The sequence below is a fragment of the Litorihabitans aurantiacus genome, assembly GCF_030161595.1.
In the GTDB taxonomy this organism is placed as follows: domain Bacteria; phylum Actinomycetota; class Actinomycetes; order Actinomycetales; family Beutenbergiaceae; genus Litorihabitans; species Litorihabitans aurantiacus.
Genome location: NZ_BSUM01000001.1, coordinates 1,582,488 through 1,601,128 on the forward strand (window position 1 = coordinate 1,582,488; position 18,641 = coordinate 1,601,128).

The 18,641-nt window shown below is 73.0% G+C and carries 19 protein-coding genes and 2 pseudogenes; 12 read left to right on the forward strand and 9 right to left on the reverse strand.

Annotated features, from left to right (window positions below; translation table 11 throughout):
* Positions 1-76: 76 nt before the first annotated feature.
* The 3 genes from QQK22_RS07385 to QQK22_RS07395 are packed head-to-tail and all read right to left on the reverse strand — an operon-like array spanning position 77 to position 2,641.
* Complete coding sequence (locus tag QQK22_RS07385; RefSeq protein WP_284250343.1) at positions 77-874, reverse strand: 2,3-bisphosphoglycerate-dependent phosphoglycerate mutase; 798 nt, start codon at positions 872-874, stop codon at positions 77-79.
* Between the two features lie 43 nt (positions 875-917).
* A complete protein-coding gene (locus tag QQK22_RS07390; protein WP_284250344.1) occupies positions 918-1,943 on the reverse strand; it encodes an LLM class flavin-dependent oxidoreductase in 1,026 nt (341 codons plus the stop codon).
* A 14-nt stretch (positions 1,944-1,957) separates the two neighbouring features.
* Positions 1,958-2,641 (reverse strand): alpha/beta fold hydrolase, encoded by a 684-nt coding sequence (locus QQK22_RS07395; RefSeq protein ID WP_284250345.1) that lies wholly within the window; start codon positions 2,639-2,641, stop codon positions 1,958-1,960.
* 403 nt (positions 2,642-3,044) lie between these two features.
* Between QQK22_RS07395 and QQK22_RS07400 the strand changes: the two genes are divergently transcribed.
* The 3 genes and pseudogenes from QQK22_RS07400 to QQK22_RS07410 all read left to right on the forward strand — a co-directional run bounded on the left by QQK22_RS07400 (position 3,045) and on the right by QQK22_RS07410 (position 6,177).
* Positions 3,045-4,358: a DUF6421 family protein gene (locus QQK22_RS07400; protein ID WP_431310186.1), complete on the forward strand. Its 1,314-nt coding sequence runs from the start codon at positions 3,045-3,047 to the stop codon at positions 4,356-4,358.
* A complete protein-coding gene (locus QQK22_RS07405) occupies positions 4,351-5,076 on the forward strand; it encodes an SDR family NAD(P)-dependent oxidoreductase (protein ID WP_284250346.1) in 726 nt (241 codons plus the stop codon). Before QQK22_RS07400 ends, QQK22_RS07405 begins: the two co-directional genes overlap by 8 nt.
* Positions 5,063-6,177: pseudogene (locus QQK22_RS07410) on the forward strand (threonine aldolase family protein). Before QQK22_RS07405 ends, QQK22_RS07410 begins: the two are co-directional and overlap by 14 nt.
* Before the next feature lie 102 nt (positions 6,178-6,279).
* Here QQK22_RS07410 and QQK22_RS07415 read toward each other — a convergent pair.
* Both QQK22_RS07415 and QQK22_RS07420 read right to left on the reverse strand, forming a co-directional pair.
* Positions 6,280-9,347 (reverse strand): annotated as a pseudogene (locus tag QQK22_RS07415) (bifunctional [glutamine synthetase] adenylyltransferase/[glutamine synthetase]-adenylyl-L-tyrosine phosphorylase).
* Positions 9,348-9,351: 4 nt separating this feature from the next.
* Positions 9,352-10,689, reverse strand: a complete 1,338-nt coding sequence (locus QQK22_RS07420; RefSeq protein WP_284250347.1) for a glutamine synthetase family protein — start codon at positions 10,687-10,689, stop codon at positions 9,352-9,354.
* Between the two features lie 146 nt (positions 10,690-10,835).
* Between QQK22_RS07420 and panB the strand changes: the two genes are divergently transcribed.
* Positions 10,836-11,672, forward strand: coding sequence for a 3-methyl-2-oxobutanoate hydroxymethyltransferase (gene panB / locus QQK22_RS07425; RefSeq protein WP_284250348.1), 837 nt, complete (start codon positions 10,836-10,838; stop codon positions 11,670-11,672).
* A gap of 54 nt (positions 11,673-11,726) precedes the next feature.
* Here panB and QQK22_RS07430 read toward each other — a convergent pair whose 3' ends face one another.
* Positions 11,727-11,924 carry a hypothetical protein gene (locus tag QQK22_RS07430; protein WP_284250349.1) on the reverse strand — a complete coding sequence of 66 codons (198 nt, stop codon included), beginning with the start codon at positions 11,922-11,924 and terminating at the stop codon, positions 11,727-11,729.
* Between the two features lie 153 nt (positions 11,925-12,077).
* Here QQK22_RS07430 and ppgK point away from each other — a divergent pair, with 153 nt between their 5' ends.
* Genes ppgK through QQK22_RS07450 form a run of 4 tightly spaced genes read left to right on the forward strand, consistent with a single transcriptional unit; the run spans position 12,078 to position 13,952 of the window.
* A complete protein-coding gene (ppgK, locus tag QQK22_RS07435) occupies positions 12,078-12,839 on the forward strand; it encodes a polyphosphate--glucose phosphotransferase (protein WP_284250350.1) in 762 nt (253 codons plus the stop codon).
* 1 nt (position 12,840) lies between these two features.
* The gene (locus tag QQK22_RS07440) at positions 12,841-13,224 is read left to right on the forward strand and encodes a hypothetical protein (RefSeq protein WP_284250351.1); all 384 of its coding nucleotides are present in this window, start codon (positions 12,841-12,843) and stop codon (positions 13,222-13,224) included.
* 50 nt (positions 13,225-13,274) lie between these two features.
* Positions 13,275-13,589 carry a hypothetical protein gene (locus QQK22_RS07445; protein WP_284250352.1) on the forward strand — a complete coding sequence of 105 codons (315 nt, stop codon included), beginning with the start codon at positions 13,275-13,277 and terminating at the stop codon, positions 13,587-13,589.
* Between the two features lie 48 nt (positions 13,590-13,637).
* Entirely contained in the window at positions 13,638-13,952 is a 315-nt protein-coding gene (locus tag QQK22_RS07450; protein WP_284250353.1) for a hypothetical protein, read from the forward strand.
* On the opposite strand, the gene QQK22_RS07455 is transcribed toward QQK22_RS07450, so the two are convergent.
* Positions 13,904-14,269 carry a hypothetical protein gene (locus QQK22_RS07455; protein WP_284250354.1) on the reverse strand — a complete coding sequence of 122 codons (366 nt, stop codon included), beginning with the start codon at positions 14,267-14,269 and terminating at the stop codon, positions 13,904-13,906. The genes QQK22_RS07450 and QQK22_RS07455 overlap by 49 nt on opposite strands.
* Positions 14,270-14,348: 79 nt before the next feature.
* Positions 14,349-14,630 (reverse strand): hypothetical protein, encoded by a 282-nt coding sequence (locus QQK22_RS19240; protein WP_284250355.1) that lies wholly within the window; start codon positions 14,628-14,630, stop codon positions 14,349-14,351.
* 156 nt (positions 14,631-14,786) lie between these two features.
* Here QQK22_RS19240 and QQK22_RS07465 point away from each other — a divergent pair, with 156 nt between their 5' ends.
* The gene (locus QQK22_RS07465) at positions 14,787-14,924 is read left to right on the forward strand and encodes a hypothetical protein (RefSeq protein WP_284250356.1); all 138 of its coding nucleotides are present in this window, start codon (positions 14,787-14,789) and stop codon (positions 14,922-14,924) included.
* Positions 14,925-14,940: 16 nt separating this feature from the next.
* Here the strand turns inward: QQK22_RS07465 and QQK22_RS07470 are convergent, their stop codons facing one another.
* On the reverse strand, positions 14,941-15,474 hold the full coding sequence (locus tag QQK22_RS07470; RefSeq protein ID WP_284250357.1) for a hypothetical protein: 534 nt from the start codon (positions 15,472-15,474) through the stop codon (positions 14,941-14,943).
* A 349-nt stretch (positions 15,475-15,823) separates the two neighbouring features.
* Here QQK22_RS07470 and QQK22_RS07475 point away from each other — a divergent pair, with 349 nt between their 5' ends.
* The 3 genes from QQK22_RS07475 (at position 15,824) to QQK22_RS07485 (ending at position 18,464) form a co-directional block, all read left to right on the forward strand.
* The gene (locus tag QQK22_RS07475) at positions 15,824-16,546 is read left to right on the forward strand and encodes an LGFP repeat-containing protein (RefSeq protein WP_284250358.1); all 723 of its coding nucleotides are present in this window, start codon (positions 15,824-15,826) and stop codon (positions 16,544-16,546) included.
* A gap of 4 nt (positions 16,547-16,550) precedes the next feature.
* Complete coding sequence (locus QQK22_RS07480) at positions 16,551-17,309, forward strand: hypothetical protein (protein WP_284250359.1); 759 nt, start codon at positions 16,551-16,553, stop codon at positions 17,307-17,309.
* Between the two features lie 270 nt (positions 17,310-17,579).
* On the forward strand, positions 17,580-18,464 hold the full coding sequence (locus QQK22_RS07485; RefSeq protein ID WP_284250360.1) for an LGFP repeat-containing protein: 885 nt from the start codon (positions 17,580-17,582) through the stop codon (positions 18,462-18,464).
* Positions 18,465-18,641 lie beyond the last annotated feature (177 nt).

The following is an 18,641-nucleotide window of genomic DNA, read 5'->3' on the forward strand; positions in this document are numbered from 1 at the left end:
CCCTCCCCGGCCGGGGTGAACGGCCGGCGAGCGGCAGATGACCCCGGGGCGACGATCTGTTCTCGCCCGCTGTCCGTCAGGTGCCGCCCTCGCGGGCGAGCCGCTCGGCGGCCGCGAGCGCCGCGGGCTCGTCGAGGTAGACGCCCCCGCGCACGAGGGGCACGAGCAGCCCGTCGCGCTCCGCGCCGTCGGGGTCCAGCTCGTACAGCAGCGGGTGCCCGGTCGGGAGACCGAGCTGCTGGATCTCGACGTCATCCAGCGCGTCGACGACGCCGCACAGCGCGCGCAGCGAGTTGCCGTGCGCGACGAGCAGCACCGAGCCACCGCGGCGCAGCACGGGGTCGACCCGCTCGCGCCACAGGCGGCCGACGCGCACCATGACGTCGGCGAGCGACTCCGTGCGCACGAGCGCCTCGGCCGGCAGCCGCCGGAACAGCGGCGACTCGGCGAGCTCGCGGAACGCGTCGTCGCCCATGGCCGGCGGGGGCACACGCACGGAGCGGCGCCAGGCGAGGAACTGCGTCTCACCGACCTCGGCGCACACGTCGGCCTTGGTCCGCCCCGTCAGGGCGCCGTAGGTGCGCTCGTTGAGCAACCAGGTGCGCTCGACGGGCGGCAGGTGCGGGCCGGCCGAGTCCGACGAGGCCAGCACGTCCGCCGTCGCCCACGCCCGCTCGAGCTCGGACGTGAGCGCGAGGTCGAAGCGGATACCCGTCGCGGCCACGAGCTCGGCGGCGCGGTGCGCCTCGCGCACGCCGCGCTCCGAGAGCGGCACGTCCAGGACCCCGGTGAACATGCCGGCCGCGTTCGCGACGCTCTCGCCGTGGCGGACCAGGACGACGCGGCCGAGGTGGGCGTGGGGCGTGACGGGCATGCCTCCACCGTAGGCGGGACGTGCGCCCCGCCGTCGCCGACCCTCAGCGCCAGCCGAGCCCCGGCGCGACGTGGGTGAGGATGGCCTCCAGGACGTGGGCGTTGTAGTCCACGCCGAGCTGGTTCGGCACGGTCAGCAGCAGCGTGTCCGCCGCCGCGATCGCCTCATCGGCTGCGAGCTCCTCGATCAGCCTGTCGGGCTCGGCGGCGTAGGAGCGACCGAAGATCGCGCGGGTCGTGGCGTCGATGTTGCCGATCTGGTCCGCGCTGTCACCACCACCCCCGAAGTAGGCGCGATCGGTGTCGTCCACCAGCGCGAAGATCGACCGGCTCACCGACACGCGCGGCTCGCGCTCGTGCCCGGCCTCGCGCCACGCGGCCCGGTAGGCGTCGATCTGCTCGCGCTGCTGCACGTGGAACGGCTTGCCGTTCTCGTCGTTCTTCAGCGTCGAGCTCATGAGGTTCATCCCGAGCTTCGCCGCCCACTCGCCGGTGGCGTTCGACCCCGACCCCCACCACATCCGCTCGCTCAGCCCGGGCGACTGCGGCTCGATGCCCAGCGGCCCCGGGTGCGGGTTGGGGAACATCGGGCGGGGGTTCGGCTCGGCGAACCGCGCGCCCTGGATCACCTTCAGGAAGACCTCGGTGTTCGAGCGCGCGACGTCGTCCATCGACTGCCCCTCGGGCGCGCCGTAGCCGAAGTAGCGGTAGCCCTCGATCACCTGCTCGGGTGAGCCGCGGCTGATCCCGAGCTGCAGCCGCCCGCCGGAGATGAGGTCGGCCGCCCCCGCGTCCTCCGCCATGTACAGCGGGTTCTCGTAGCGCATGTCGATGACGCCGGTGCCGATCTCGATCCGGCTGGTGCGGGCGCCGACGGCGGCCAGCAGCGGGAACGGCGAGGCGAGCTGCCGGGCGAAGTGGTGCACCCGGTAGTACGCGCCGTCGGCCCCGAGCTCCTCGGCGGCGACGGCGAGGTCGATCGACTGGTGCAGCACGTCGGCCGCGGACCGGGTGCGGGAGTGCGAGGTGTCGGACCAGTGCCCGAAGGACAGGAAGCCGATGTTCTTCATGCCCCGTACAACATTCAGGTGGATGGACTATTCCCGACGGGTGCGAGCGCGGTGCGCGCGAGCGCCGCCAGCTCCTCCAGCGCCCGCACCATGCGGGCGTTGAAGGCCAGCGGCTGGTGCAGGTTCGCGTCGTGACCCGCCCGGCGGATCACGCTGTGCCGCGCTCGGGGGTTCGCCCGCCGGTACCGGAGGGCGCCGACCCGCATCGGGTCCCGGCTCCCGCTGACGAACCACACCGGCAGCGTCGTGCGCCGCAGCACCGAGATCGGATCGACCGCCACGACCTCCCGCAGCACGTCCGTGACGACGTTCCAGGTGCCGCCGCCCCACCCGGTCAGCCGGGTCACGTGGTGCGCCGCGGCCCGGAACGCGGGGACGAGTCGGCGGTGCGGCTGGGTCGAGCACGCCACCGCCATCACCCCGGCGATGCGCTCGGGGTGCTGACCGGCGTAGTGCAGCGCGGTGTAGCCGCCGAGCGAGAGACCCACGAGGAGGGGCGGCTCCCCCAGGCGCGCGACGGCGTCGTCCAGCACCGCCATCGCGCCGGCGAGCGTGAAGCGCTCGTCCGCACGGGCGCCGTGGCCGGGCAGGTCGAGCGCGATGCTCGCCACGCCGCGTCGCTGCAGCACCGCCACCTGCGCCGCCCAGACCCGGGACGAGGAGCGGGTGCCGTGCAGGAACACCACCGGTGTACCCATGCTCGCCTCCTCCGCACTCGGCCCTGGTCGGGCGCTGGTCAGCCCTCGGTCGGCCCGACCTCCGACCGCGACGGTACGCCCCGATCCTGGAAGCGATCTGCGAGCGGGGCGCCCGTCACGGGGCCGTCACGTGGCCGTCACCGGCGCCGGGTAGCCTGACCGCACACCGGCGCGATCGCGCCGGGCACCGCTGCAGCGCGGACGCTGCCGCTCGATCCGGATCGGAGGTTCCTCTCATGTCGCAGACCACCCACCCGCAGGTCACGAAGGCGATCATCGGCGAGCCCGAGGTCGTCGAGGACCGCTCCGCCACCGCCGTCGACCCCACCGCCGTCGACCTCTCCTCGCGGCCGGTGTCGAGCACGACCCCGCCTGGCTGGACCTCAAGGCGGCTGCCACCGAGATCCAGGCGCTCCAGGTCAAGGACGGCTCGATCCCCGACACCGGCGCCCACGAGGCCGCCGCGGCGCTCGTCGAGCGGATGGTCGCCGCCGTCGCGTCCCTGGCACCCCGATTCCCGCACGAGGACGCCTACCTGGCCGCCGTCGTGCTCGACCTGCACCGCTGGCGCGAGGAGGGCTTCGGCGTGCCGGACTTCCTCGACGCGCTGAACGAGTTCCAGCCGCAGCGCCACCGCGTGGACGGTCTGCGCCACCTCGTGCTGTTCCCGATGGTCACGCAGAACGGTTCGCCGAACCGGCACGTCGAGGCCCTCGTGGTGGAGAACATCTGGCCGGAGTCCGTCGCCGCGCTGGAGAAGGAGCAGTACACGAACGCGCTGTTCTGCTCGCTGCGCCTGGTGGACTTCACGCCGGGCTACGACACGAACTCCGCCGTGCTCTTCCCCGAGACGGTCGCGATGCGCGAGATCCCCACGTTCACGTGGGGCGCGATCTTCCAGGACCGCGAGGCCGCCCGGTTCCGGCGCGTCACGCGTGCCGCGGCCGAGATCACGCAGCTCGACCTGCCGGACGACCTCGCCGCGATCCTGGAGGACCAGCACCAGGCCGAGCACACGTTCGTCATGTGGGACCTCATCCACGACCGCACGCACATGCGCGGCGACCTGCCGTTCGACCCGTTCATGATCAAGCAGCGGATGCCGTTCTTCCTGTACTCCCTCGAGGAGATGCGCTGCGACCTCACCGCGTTCCGCGAGGCCGTCGCGATCGAGGAGCGCACGGCCACCCGGCTCGCCGCGGGCGAGGAGCTGTCCGAGGTCGAGCTGGCCGAGGGTCGGCACGCTCGGGGCGTGCAGTACGCCGTCGTGCTCGACCGGATCTTCCGGTTCGCGCTCACGGGCACCCGCGTGCGCAACTACGACGGCCTCGGCGGCCAGCTGCTGTTCGCGTGGCTGCACCAGCGCCACGTGATCGAGTGGACCGACGTGAAGCTGCACATCGACTGGGAGGCGGCCAAGGGCGCGGTCGTCGCGCTCTCGGACGCGATCAACGAGCTCTACTGGGCCTCGATCGACCGCCCCAAGCTCGTGCACTGGCTCGCCGCCTACGACCTCGTGCGCGGCGTCCTGCCGCCGCACCCGGCATCGCTGTGGGCGCCCGGCCTCGAGCGCGAGATCCTCGCCGGACCGCCGAAGGGCTACACCGACGCGGTGATGGACGACGAGTTCCCGCTCTCGATGTTCCACGAGGCGCTGGGCAAGAAGCTGAAGCCGGTGATCGACTCCACGGTCGGCATCACCGCCGCCGATGCCTGAGCAGCCCTACCGGAGCGACGCACGCGCAGGGGTCGCCGGCCGCACGATCGTGCTGGCCGGCGCCTCCTCGGCGCTCGGCGCCCGCCTCGCCCAGGTCCTGGGCGGTGCGGGCGCCCGCGTCCTCGCCGTCGCGCGCCGGGAGATGCCCGACCTCGCCGCACTCGACGGCGTCACCACCCTGCGCGCCGACCTCACCGACCCCGACGCCGTCGCCCGGCTCGTGGGTGAGGTGCACGACGCCGTCGGCCCGGTCGACGGCGTGCTCCCCCTCGTCGGCGGTTGGCGCGGTGGTGGTGGCGTCCCCGGCCAGACGCCGGACGTCCACGACGCGCTCGCCCCGGCCTTCACCGCACTGCGCCTGACGACCACCGCGTTCTGGGAGGACCTCGTCGCCTCCGACGCGGGCCGGGTCGCGATCGCCTCCTCGACGTCGGTCGCCGCACCCCGCGCCGGTAGCGCCACCTACGGGGCGCTCAAGGCCGCGGCGGAGCACTGGACGGGCGCGCTCGCGCACGGTTTCACGCTGGCCGCACGCACCGACGACGGCGAGGCCGCCGCCCTCCGGGGCGCCGCCGTCGTGCTGCGGGTGAAGGCGGTCGCCGGACTCGAGGACGTCCTCGCGGCGCGGGTCGCCGCGCTCTGGGACTCCCCCGCGGCCGACCTGAACGGCAGCACCACCACGATCACCGGAACCACCCCGAACGCTGCAGGAGAATGACAACCGTGACCACGCCCTCCCCCTTCACGACGCCACGCTGCGCGCCTTCGCCTCCGACAACTACTCCGGCATCCACCCCGAGGTCCTCGCGGCCATCGCCGCCGCCAACGACGGCCACCAGGTGGCCTACGGCGAGGACGTCTACTCGACGCGGCTGACCGAGCTCGCCGTCGACCTCTTCGGCGAGGGCACGCGCATCTTCCCGACCTTCAACGGGACGGGCGCCAACGTCGTCGCGCTCCAGTCGGTGCTGCCGCGCTGGGGCGCGGTCGTGTGCGCGACGACGGCGCACATCAACGTCGACGAGGGCGGCGCCCCCGAGCGGATGGGCGGGCTGAAGCTGCTCGGCGTCGAGACGCCCGACGGCAAGCTCACGCCCGACCTGGTCGACAGGGAGGCGTGGGGCTGGGGGACGAGCACCGTGCCCAGCCACTCGTGGTCTCGATCACACAGACGACCGAGCTCGGCACCTGCTACACCCCGGAGGAGATCCGCACTCTGGCGGACCACGCGCACGAGCGCGGTATGGCGCTGCACCTCGACGGCGCGCGCATCTCCAACGCCGCCGCCACCCTGGGCGTGCCGCTGCGGGCCTTCACGCGCGACGCCGGCGTCGACGTCCTCAGCCTCGGCGGGACGAAGAACGGCATGATGCTGGGCGAGGCGGTCGTGGTGCTGGACCCCGAGCGCGTGCTGGGCGGCGCCGACGCTCTCCCGTACGTGCGCAAGCTCTCGATGCAGCTCGCCTCGAAGATGCGCTTCATCGCGGCCCAGCTCATCGCGCTCTACGGCGGCGACCTGTACCTCCGCAACGCCGGACGCGCGAACGCCATGGCGCAGCGCCTGCGCACGGCGCTCGAGGCCGGGGTCGCGGCGGGTGAGCTGCCGGGGCTCGCGTTCACGCAGGAGACGCAGGCCAACGCGGTCTTCGCGACCCTGCCGGTCGGCGTCGCCGACCGCCTGCGCGAGCAGTTCCGGTTCTACGACTGGGACGCGGCGCGCAGCGAGGTCCGCTGGATGGCGTCCTACGACACCACCGAGGCGGACATCGACGCGTTCGTCGAGGCGATCCGCACCGTGCTGGCGGCGCCCGCCGCCTGAGCCGGACCGGCCCGCCTCTCGTGGGGAAGATCCGGACGCCCATGACATCCGGACCTTCCCCACGAGGCGCGGTTGCGGCGGGGCGCGATCGGCCCGGGCGCGCTACTCGCCGAAGAACACCCGCTCGACGACGCCGCGCGCCCGCCGGGCGGTCCTGAGGTAGTCCTCCTCGAACACGCCGCCCGCGTCGGGCCCGTACCCGAGCAGCTGCGCCACGTGCCCGAGCTCCCGACGCTCGGACGGGAGGACGTCGATCCGCGCCCCCGACGTCCGGCCCGTGGCGAGCACGATCGCGTCCCGCGCCCGCACCGCGAGTCGCCACGCCGCGCGGAGCACGGAGCCGTCCTCAGGCGTCACGAGCCCCGCCGCGACGGCGACGTCGAGCGCCTCGAGCGTGCGCGTCGTGCGCAGCCCCGGGACGTCGTGCGCGTGCAGCAGCTGCACGAGCTGCACCGTCCACTCGACGTCGGTGATGCCCCCGCGACCGAGCTTGAGGTGACGGTTGGCCGGCACCCCGCGCGGCATCCGCTCGCTCTCGACGCGCGCCTTGATGCGGCGCAGCTCGCGCACCTGCGAGTCGTCCAGACCGCCCGCGTACCGCAGGGGGTCGATCAGCGCCGTGAACCGCTCACCGAGCGCGTCGTCGCCCGCCACGGGCCGCGCGCGCAGCAGCGCCTGCCGCTCCCAGATCGAGGACCAGCGGCCGTAGTACTCGGTGTAGGCGGCGAAGCTGCGGGTCAGCGGGCCGTTGCGGCCCTCCGGGCGCAGCGCGGCGTCCACCTCGAGCGACGGCTCCGGTCCCGTCTCCCCGAGCAGGCTGCGCACCTGCTGCGCGACGGCGAGCGCGAACGTCTGGGCGGCGGCCGGTTCGACGTCGGGGTGCGGGTCGTGCACGAACATGACGTCCGCGTCGGAGGAGTAGCCGAGCTCGTGCCCGCCGAGGCGGCCCATCGCGACGACCAGCTGCGTCGTCGGCGGCGCGTCGAGCCCGCGCTGCTCGCACACGCGCGCCGTAGCGATCCGCAGGGCGCCGCGCAGCGCGGCGTCGGCGGCCGACGAGATCCCTGGCGTGGTGTCGGACTCCAGGCTGGTGAGCACGTCGGCGACGGCGGTCCGGTTCAGCTCCCGACGGCGCAGCTGGCGCACGCGCGTCGCCGCGGCCGTCGCATCCCCCTCCCGACGGCGCAGCGCACCCGCCAGCTCCGCCTCCAGCGCCTCGGGTGTGCGGGGGCGAGGTCGCCGTCCTCCGCCAACCAGGTCACCGACTCGGGCGACCGGCGGAGCCCCGCCGCGACGTACTCGGAGGAGGACAGCACGCGGGCGAGGTTCTGCGCCGCCACCCCGGAGTCGCGCAGCAGCTTGAGGTACCAGTGGGAGGACCCGATGTCCTCCGAGAGGGCGCGGAACGCCAGCAGCCCGGCGTCCGGGTCGGGCCCGCCCGTGAACCACCCGAGCATCACGGGCAGCAGCTGTCGCTGGATCGACGCGCGCCGCGAGACGCCCTCGGTCAGCGCCGCGATGTGGCGCAGCGCGGCCTCGGGCGCCCGGTAGCCGAGCGCCGCCAGGCGCGCACCAGCCGCCTCGGGAGCGAGCGCGGCGTCCTCGGCCGACAGCTGCGCCGTCGCCGGCAGCAGGGGCCGGTAGAAGAGCTCCTCGTGCAGCCGGCGCACGTCGCGCCGCGTGTGGCGCCAGCGCACGAGCAGCTCGGTGGTGACGTCGGCCTCGTCCTCGGCGACGATCCGCATGGAGCGGCCGAGACGATCCAGGTCGCGGTCCTGGGTCGGCACGAGATGGGTGCGGCGCATCCGGTACAGCTGGATGCGGTGCTCCATGAGTCGCAGGAAGCGGTAGCAGACGGCCAGGCGGGCGGCGTCGGCGCGGCCCACGAACCCCTCCTGCGCCAGCGCGGCGAGCCCGTCGAGCGTGTTGCGCCGCCGGATGTCGGGGGCGAGCCGGCCGTGCACGAGCTGGAGCAGCTGCACCGTGAACTCGACGTCGCGCAGGCCGCCGGCACCCAGCTTGAGCTGGCGGTCGACCTCCTTGCGCGGCACGTGCGCCTCGACGCGGCGCCGCATCGCCTGCGCGTCCTCGACGAAGTTCTCGCGCTGCACCGCCGTCCACACCAGCGGTCCGAGCGCGTCGACGTACGCGGCTCCGAGGGCGCGGTCGCCGGCCACGGGGCGGGCCTTCAGCAGCGCCTGGAACTCCCAGGTCTTCGCCCACCGCTCGTAGTAGGCGAGGTGGCTCGCGAGCGTGCGGACCAGCGGACCCTGCTTGCCCTCGGGCCGCAGCGCGGCGTCGACCTCCCACAGCGCGGGCTCGAGGCTCGTGCCGGAGCACGCGCGGGCGAGGCCGGTGGCCAGGCGGGCGCCGACGCGCAGGGCGCGCTCCTCGAGGTCGGCGGGGTCGGCGGCGTCCCCGTCACCGGCGTCGGCGACGCCGTCGGCCACCTCGGCGACGTAGACGACGTCGACGTCGGAGATGTAGTTCAGCTCGCGGCCGCCGGTCTTGCCCATCCCGAGCACCGCGAGGCGGACCAGGTGGTGGTCGGGGACCTCGGTCCGCGCGATCGCGAGCGCCGCCTCGAGCGCCGCCGCCGCGAGGTCGGCCAGGGTCGCCGCGACGCCCGGGAGGGTCGAGAGCGGGTCGGGTCGGGTCAGGTCCGTGGCCGCCACGCGCAGGAGCTGCTGCCGGTAGCAGCGCCGCATGGCGTCGGCGGCGTCCGGTACGCCCGCCACGGGGGCGGCGTCCTGCGGATCGGCGCCGACGCTGCGCAGGAGGGTGGCGCGCACGTCGTCGGCCGACTCCGCCAGGATCCCCTGGCCGACCTCGTCGACCACGAACGCGAGGTCGTCGGGGTGCGCGGCGAGCGTGTCGCCCAGGGCGGCGGAGGCACCGAGGACGGCGAGCAGCCGTTCGCGCGGCTCCCCGGGGGTGCGCAGCACCTGCTGCCACCGCTCGTGGGACCCGCCGGCCGCCTGCTGCACGCGCGAGAGCGTCAGCAGGGCGAGGTCGGGATCGGCCGTGCGGGCGAGGTCCGCGAGGAGCCGGTCACCGCCGTCGTCACCGGCGACGACGCCGAACCACGGCTCGGCGAGGATCGCCGCCGCGCGTTCCAGCTCGCGGAACCCCGAGCGGATGAGTCGGGTCTGGGGGGACGCCGCTCTCATCGGCTCACAGGGCTCGCAGGTACCGGGTGACCTCCCACGGCGTCACCTCGGCGCGGTAGGACTCCCACTCCTGGCGCTTGTTGCGCAGGAAGAACTCGAACACCGACTCCCCGAGCGTCTCGGCCACGAGCTCGGAGGACTGCATGATCTCCAGCGCGTCCTGCAGGTTGCTCGGCAACGGGGCGATGCCGAGCGCACGGCGCTCGGAGTCGCTGAGGTCCCACACGACGTCCTCGGCCTCGTCGGGCAGCTCGTAGTCCTCCTCGATGCCCTTGAGGCCGGCCGCGAGCAGGAGCGCGTAGGCGAGGTACGGGTTGGCCGCCGAGTCGAGGCCGCGGTACTCCACCCGGGCCGACTGACCCTTGTTCGGCTTGTACATCGGCACGCGCACGAGCGCCGAGCGGTTGTTGTGTCCCCAGCAGACGTAGCTCGGGGCCTCGCCGCCGCCCCACAGGCGCTTGTAAGAGTTGACGAACTGGTTGGTCACGGCCGTGATCTCGGCCGAGTGGCGCAGCAGGCCGGCGATGAACTTGCGGCCCGTGGAGCTCAGCCCGTAGCGGCCGGCGGGGTCGTAGAACGCGTTGGAGTCGCCCTCGAACAGCGACACGTGCGTGTGCATCCCCGAACCGGGCTGACCCGCGAGCGGCTTCGGCATGAACGAGGCCATGATGCCCTGGTCGAGGGCGACCTCCTTGACCACCGTCCGGAAGGTCATGATGTTGTCCGCGGTCGACAGGGCGTCGGCATAGCGCAGGTCGATCTCGTTCTGGCCGGGGCCACCCTCGTGGTGGGAGTACTCCACCGAGATGCCCATCGACTCGAGCAGGCCGATCGCGGCGCGGCGGAAGTCGTGCGCGGTGCCGCGGGCCACGTGGTCGAAGTACCCGGCGTCGTCGACCGGGACGAGCGGGGCGCCAGGACCCTGCGGCGTCTCGAACAGGTAGAACTCCACCTCGGGGTGCGTGTAGTAGGCGAAACCGAGGTCGGACGCCTTCGCGAGCGCGCGCTTGAGGACGTTGCGGGAGTCGGCGGCCGCGGGCTCGCCGTCGGGCGTGAGGATGTCGCAGAACATGCGCGCGGTGCCGCGCTGGTCACCGCGCCACGGCAGCAGCTGGAACGTGGAGGGGTCGGGGCGGGCGAGCATGTCGGCCTCCGACACGCGGGCCAGGCCCTCGATCGCGCTGCCGTCGAACCCGATGCCCTCGGCGAAGGCGCTCTCCAGCTCGGCAGGTGCGATCGCCACGGACTTCAGCATGCCCAGGACATCCGTGAACCACAGCCGGATGAACCGGATGTCGCGCTCCTCGATCGCCCGGAGCACGTACTCCTGCTGCTTGTCCATCGTTCTCCTATCCGAGGCTGGTGCGCGACGTTCCTATCATGCTGCCTCGCCCACCGTTCCACAGCACGGCACCCCTGCGCACGCGGGTCCGACGGGTGGCGCTCGCCACGCCGGTGGCCGTCCGCCCGCTGGCTAGGCTGGAGGTCATGAGCACCGCACCGCCGCCCGCGTCCGTCAGCACCGCCAAGCGGGTCCGGGTGCACCACCTTCGCGAGGCCAAGACCGCGGGTCGCCGCCTCACGATGCTCACGGCCTACGACGCCCCCACGGCGCGGATCTTCGACTCCGCCGGGGTCGACATGCTGCTCGTGGGCGACTCGATGGGCGACAACATGCTCGGCCACGACACCACGATCCCCACGACGATGGACGAGATGGTCCCCGCCGTCCGGGCGGTATCGCGGGCGGCGCAGCGAGCCTTCGTGGTCGCCGATCTCCCGTTCGGCTCCTACGAGGCCTCGCCGCAGCAGGCGCACGCCTCCGCGGTCCGCATGCTCAAGGAGGGCGGCGCGAACGCCGTCAAGATCGAGGGCGGACGGCGGATCGCACCCCACGTCGAGCTCCTCACCGGGGCGGGCATCCCCGTCGTGGGGCACCTGGGCCTGACGCCGCAGGCGGAGAACGCCCTGGGCGGCAAGCGGGTCCAGGGCCGGGGCGAGGAGGCCGCCGCGGGCCTGCTCGCGGACGCCGAGGCGCTGGTGGCGGCCGGCGCCGTCGCCGTCGTGCTCGAGATGGTCCCCGGACCGCTCGCGCATCGGATCACCGACGCCCTGCCAGTCCCGACCATCGGTATCGGCGCCGGGGCCGGCTGCGACGGGCAGGTGCTCGTGTGGCTCGACATGGCCGGCATGGCCGACTGGTCGCCCCGGTTCGCGCGCCAGTTCGGAGCCGTGGGCACCGCGCTCGCGCAGGCTGCGGGCGACTACGTCGCGGCCGTGCACGACGGCTCGTTCCCCGGGCCCGAGCACACCTACGAGGCGTAGGCCCGCCGGCGGGACGCGCGCTGCGCCGTCGGGCGCCTCACGCGCTCGCCCCCGTCAGGAGTCGTTCCACTCCCGGTCCTGCTCGTCCCAGTCCTCGGTGCGACGCCGCGCCGTCGCGAGCGCCTGCGCCGCCTCCTCGCGCGTGGCGTACGGGCCCATGCGCCGCGTCCAGGAGGACTGCATCCCCTGCTCCACGGCGCCGGTCTCGACGTTGAAGTAGAAGCCCCGCTCGGCCGTGTCGTCCTGCGCCATCACGCCACCTCCGTCTCCGGTCCGGCGCTCCGACGCGCCGAACTCCTAGACTCCATCGTGGCACCGGACCGCGCCCCGACCGGCTATCAGCGTCCGGCCAACCGACCACACCACCACCGCAGACCCACGACCGCGCACGCGGGAAGGATCGTCATGGCGAAGAAGCACGCCCTCGCACTCGGGATCGACGTCGGCGGCTCCGGCATCAAGGGAGCCCCCGTCGACCTCACCACGGGTGAGTTCGCGGCCGACCGCATCCGCATCCCCACGCCCGTCCCGGCGACGCCGGCGGCGGTCGGCAGCGTGCTCGGCGAGCTGACGTCGTCGTTCACGCTCCCGAAGGACACCCCGGTGGGGCTGACGTTCCCCGCGATCATCAAGAACGGGGTGGCGAAGTCGGCCGCGAACGTCGACGACGCGTGGATCGGCACGGACGTCGCCGAGGTGGCGCGCCGGGCGACCGGGCTGCGCGCCGTCGTCGCCAACGACGCCGACGCCGCCGGTTTCGGCGAGGTCGTCTACGGCGCCGCGCGCGAGCAGAAGGGCCTGGTGCTGGTCATCACCCTCGGCACGGGGATCGGTTCGGCGATGATCCACGACGGCGTCCTCATCCCCAACGCCGAGCTCGGCCACCTCGAGATCGACGGGTTCGACGCCGAGTCCCGCGCCTCCTCGGGCGTGCGGGAGCGCGAGGGCTGGAGCTTCGAGGAGTGGGCGCCGCGGCTGCAGCGCTACTTCGCACACGTCGAGTTCCTCTTCTCCCCCGACCTGTTCGTCGTCGGCGGCGGCATCAGCAAGAAGCACAAGGAGTTCCTGCCGCTCCTGGACCTGAGGACGCCGATCGTGCCGGCGAAGCTGCGCAACGCCGCGGGCATCGTCGGCGCCGCGTCGCTGGCGGCCCGACAGGCGTCCTGACGTGGCGGGCGAGACCTCCGACCACCTCGCCGCGTGGCGCGACGCGTTCGCGCTCGAGCAGTGGTTCGTGATCGCACGCGGATGGGGTGACCAGGTCACCCCCTACGCCGTCGAGACCGACGGGCAGGGCGTCATCACGATCTTCACGACACCGGAGCGGGCCCAGGCGTTCGGCCTCGCCTCGGGGTTGTCGGAGCAGGAGGCGGGCACGCTGGTGGCGCTGCCGCGCGCCGCCGCGGTCGAGTACCTGACGGGGTTCGCGGCCGACGGTGTGGACGCCGTCGTGCTCGACCCGGGTGTGAGCGACAGCGCGGTGCTGCTCGCGGCGCTGCCGCACGTGGAGCAGCTGGCGCTGCGGGAGGTCGACGAGGTCGACCAGGGCTGAGCCCGTCGGGCGGCGGACCCGATGTCGGACCCCGGTGCCACCATCGCGCCATGGCACGTCAGGCGTGGGAGATCCCGCGGTCGGGTCCCGGACCGCAGCGGCTGCTGAACGCCGTCGGGGAGCCGGGGCGCTTCCCGCTGGCCTGGACACTGGCACCGGAACCGGCCGGGCCGATCCCGGTCGAGGCGCGGCTGGTGTGGGCGTCCGACGGCGCGGAGCACGTCCGCTCGCTCGCGCGGGCGTGGACCCGGACCCTGGTGCTCGTGGAGGTGCGGGACGAGCGGTGGCCGCTCGGGACGGCGTGGCTGCCGGCCGCCGACGTGCGGCGGCTCGTCCCGCCGTCGGGGGCGGGGGTGGTGGCGTGAGCGGTGGAGTGCGACGGCGATGTCGGACCCGCGTGCGAGGGTCGGCGCGTGCCGGGGATCCATGTCGACGTCGAACCGTGGTCGCACGAGCGGCAGGAGCTGCGCAACGCGCGGCCCGTCCCTCGGTTCTTCACCCCGTGCCGCTACCCGGCCGGGCCGATCCCGGTGGTGGTGCGGCTGGTGTGGGAGCGCGACGGTGTCGAGGTCGTCCGAGGGCGGGCGACGGCGTGGACGCGGCAGCTGGTCCTGGTCGAGGTCGTGGACGCGCGCCTGATGGTGAACGGCGTGTGGCTCGCGCTTGCCGACGTGCGGCGTCAGGCGTCGACGGAGTCGTCCTCGTCGACGTCGTCAGCCTCGACGTGACCGACCGACTTCGCCTCGAGGAACGCGCACAGCTCGGCGGCCACGAGCATCTCCATCGCGAAGGCGTTGACCTCGTGGTGGCTCAGGACGGTGAGGTCGGGCTGCGGCTCGAGGGTGATCCGCCACTCGGGAGCGCCGATCTCGCGGGGCTCCATGAAGATCGAGGCGGTGGAGTCGCGCAGCGGGACGACGATGAGGCCGGTGTCGGCACCGTCGTCACCGTCCTGGATGATCACCTTGATGCTCGCGCCCGCGCCTCGGGCGGTGGTGAACTCCTCGAGCCAGTGCTCGAGGGTCTCCTTGCTGCGGAACGGCATGCAGTGTCCTCCAGGACGGCGGGGATGGCAACACTCTCGTGAGTGCCCCGATGACCGTAGCAACTCCGAGCCCCATCACCTAGAGAAGATTGGTGACGCCGTCGTCCTGGGTGAGTACCATCACCCGCCCCTCGCGCGGATCCCAGGTTCGCAGGTCCTGCGCGTGCCCGCTGATCGGACCGCCGAGCAGGCCGAGCGCCCGCTCGAGATCGGCGGACCGCAGGCGCCGCGCGAGGCTGACGTGCGGCAGCCACCGGTCGGGGGCGGTGTGGTCCGACGGCTCTCGTCCCCCGAGCATCGCGAGGGTGGTGCGGTGCAGCCGGAGGAGCTCCGCCGTCGGGACGACGACCCGGGCGAGCACGCGCCGCTCCCCTCCCCCAGCAGCACCGGCGGGCCGAGCACGAGCGGGAGCGGGAGCCCGACGGCGGCGCGGTGACATCGCTGCAGCGGCGGCAGCGGCCCGAGGTGCTCGACCAGCGTGACGTGCGGAGCGTTGCTGTCGGACGTGTGGGCGCCCATGCTCGACAGCCCGGCGTCCGCCAGCGCGCGCCACTCCTCGCGCACCCGGGCCTCGGTCTCGGTGTCGAGGAGGAGCTCGATGCTGCTGGGGCGCCGGTCGGTGCTCTCGCTCGGTCCGCTCATGATCCCAGCCTGACGGATGGGCGGGCGGCTCAGCTCGCCGGCTCGATCTTCTGCGACGCGGCGAAACCGTAGACGGTGCTGCCGGACGTACTCACCCACCAGCGGCCGCACAGGTGCGTGGTGCCCTCGATCGTGCCCTCGGGCCACCACTCGGCCTCGAGGGTCGGAGTGGTGGTCCAGTCCTCGACGGGGAAGTCGGCGGTACGGGCGTCGGTGGCGTAGGAGGCGGCGAGCTCCTCCTCGGTGGGCGTGCCGGGGGTGGCGATCGCGGTGCAGTCGGCGGGGAGGTCGCCGTCGTGGGTGAAGGTGAGGAGGCGCTCGCTGCCGGTGGTGCGCTGCATGACCTTGACGTCGCTCGCGTCGTCCGGGACCCAGGAGGCGAGCAGCTGGCTCTCCTTGCCCTCGGCGCCGGTGTCGACGCTGTGCTCCTTGGTGTCGCTGCCGCTGAGGCTGTCGCCCAGGTCGCTGAAGGTGCTGCACCCGGTGAGGGCGAGGAGGGCGACAGCGGCGAGGGTGGCGGTCGCGGGGGCGGTGCGGCGGGTGCGGGTGGTCGTATTCGTCATGCCTCGACGCTACGAACGGGAGGCGGCGCGGCCATCGGTTCGTGGTCGCGTCGTGGGGTGGTCCCGTGGGACGACGGGGCGGGGTGGGTGTGCGACCGGCGGTTGGTCCACGCCTCCGGTGGCGCCCACCGGCAGCGCCTGACATGCTCCGTTCATCTGTGACGGAGAGAAGGAGCCACCCGTGGGCCGGAGAACGAGACGTGCGGTGCTGTGGGTCCTGTCCGCCGTGATGGTCGTGGGAGTTGCGCCGACGGCCGTCGGACGTCCTGCCCCACCGGTCGTCACCCCTGTCCCTGCCTGGACGAGCGACGCACCGGGGTGGACCTGGCAGCGGTCGGCGGACGGAGTCGTGTACGACAGCCCCCACGGCAGGTTCCTGGTCCGCGACCTCCCCGAGGGCTGGCGCAGCATCGCCGACGAGCACGCGGCGCACGGAGGAGGACGAGGCGCCCTGGGCTATCCGGTGGACAGGGAGCGGTCCGACACCGCCGACCCGTGGACCCGCGAGCGCACCTTCCAGCGCTTCGAACGCGGCATCGTCTACCGGGGTGGTTGGACCGCCACGACGCTGTACCGCTCCCCGATCACCCAGCTCCACCTGCGCAACGGTGGTGGAGGTGGATGGTTGAACTATCCCGTCACGAATGAGATCACCCAGGGCTCTCAGCACCGCTACCAGGAGTTCCGCCTGACCGTCCTGTACGACAGCCCCTCGGGCACGTACGTGACGGCCGGGAATCTCATGGGTCTGCACCGGGGGCTCGGCGGCGGTCGCACGGTGGGGTACCCCACGGGTCCGGACACCGTTCAGGCGCCCGGCTACCGGTTCCAGACCTTCGAGCGAACCACGATCTACTGCTTCCCCCACCCGTACACGGGTAGGGAGCAGTGCAGCGACGTGTCCGGCACCGTCCGCCGGGTTCACGACGCTCACGGCGGGGGAACCGGATCGCTCGGGTACCCGATGCAGCGTGTGGTGCAGAGGGCCAACGGTGACGAGTGGCAGCTGTTCGAGCGCGGCTCGATCTCCGTCTCGCCCTCGGGCGCGACAGTCACCTATTCGCGGCCCTGAGCACGTGACCGTCAGACATGCACCCCGGTGGGGTGCCCTCCCGATCCTGATGACCCTCGTCGCCGCGTGCGCCGCCGGCCCGGAACAGGCGGAACCCGCCGCGCCCGCACCCGACTCTTCTGCGAGCGAGGCCCACGAGTCGAGCATCCCCACGGACTCTGGGACGACGCCGTCGCCCGAGACGCCGGAGACACTGGATCCCTCGACGGGTCCGTCGGAGGCGACGCCGGAGCTACCGACTCAGGGAACACCGGTCGGCGACGCGCCTTGGGACGACCCGTTCGAGCCGGCGCCCGATGCGGAGCTGGTCGCGAGCGGCGCTTCGGTGCAGCAGATGGGCGAGGAGGCGTTCATCTCCTACCGCGGGACGGAGAACGGGCTGCGTCTGACCCTGCGCGACGCCTACTTCGACGGCGAGGGCTGCACCCACATGGCCAAGCTCCCCTCCGAGCGCGGCACCTACCTCTTCCTCGACGTCGAGGTCAGCCTGTCGGAGGACCTCCCCGAAGAGACGATCTGGTTCTTCGACCCGACGAGGTGGCGCGCCAGCGTCGAACGGGACGACCAGCTCGACCCGACGCCTTGGGAGTGGACCGAGGGCACCATGTACTGCATCCCCCGCGAGGAGTCCGCCGTCACGGCCCTGGTCCCGGGAATGTCCACCGAGGGCCTCTACGCCCTCGACGTCACCGGCATGGAGGGATGGGTCACCTACGCACCCGACAACGGCCCCCTCTGGACCTGGAAGATCCCTGAAGTTTGACGCCACGGTCCTGCTGGGGCGCTCCCGCAAGCGGCACGAGCTCCGTGCTGGGGTCGGCACCTGCCACGGTCCACAGCAGATCGCCGGTCGGGCATCACGACGTGCCGATGGCGATCTCACCGACCTCGGCCCGATCGCATCTCGACCCGACCGCCCCGTTCCTCGTCGGACCGGGGAGCGGACAGGGCGAGTTCGCCTGTGCGCTCCGGTGGCACGAGCTGGTCAGCCCTGCCACGATCAGCACACCGAAATGATCTCGAGGAGAAGAGAATGACCGTGCGATCGAAGCTGTCAGCGCTCTGGGCGGTCGCGACAGCCCTGACAGTCGTCGCGACGCCCGCCGCGTCAGCCCAACCGGCGCCACCCGTCGTGGCACCTGCCCCCGCATGGTCCACAGACGCCCCGGGCTGGTCCTGGCAGCGGACCGCCGACGGCGTCGTCTACGACAGCCCCCGCGGCCAGTTCGTCGTCCCCTCTCGTACCGACGGCGGACGCAGCATCAACGACGAGCACCTCGCCCACGGCGGCGGCCGCGGCGCGCTGGGCTACCCGATCGACACCGTCCGAGCGGACGTCCGTGACCCGTTCCTCGGGGAGCGGACCTACCAGCGCTTCGAGCGCGGCATCGTCTACGCGGGCCCCCTCACCGCCACCACCTTTAACAGTTCCGCGATCGCGCGCTTCCACCAGGCCAACGGTGGCGGAGGCGGATGGCTTGGCTACCCGTGGAAGGGTGAGATCCGCGAGGGCTACCAGCACTGGTACCAGGAGTTCGCCACCGGCTACGTCTACTCCAGCCCCGCCGGGACCTACGCCACGCACGGCAGCGTCCAGTCCTTGCACAACTCCCTCGGCGGCGGAGGCGGGCCCATCGGCTACCCCACCGGCCGTGACACCGTCCAGGGTCACGATTACCGGTTCCAGACCTTCGAGCGCGCCATCATCTACTGCCTGCCCAGCGCCTATCCCGACGTTCCGCAGTGCAGCGCCGTCTCCGGTGCCATCCGCGACGCGCACAACGCCAACGGCGGCGGCACCGGATCACTCGGCTACCCCAAGCAGGACCAGGCCTACGTCGGCAACGGCACCTGGTGGCAGCTCTTCGAACGAGGCTCGATCTACGTCTCCGCCACCGGCGTCACTATCACCCGCTGACACGACCGCCCCGTCCTCCTCGTGCGGGCGGGGGCGCTCCGTCGACGCGGCTGGTCGATGATCTGAGACGCGGCCGGCACCGTCGTTGGCGAGACCCGCCGAGTCTCCTCCAGTGGTTCGCGCACAAGAAGGCGTACCGACCGACAACTTTTCCGCGGTCGTCACACCCGGCCGACC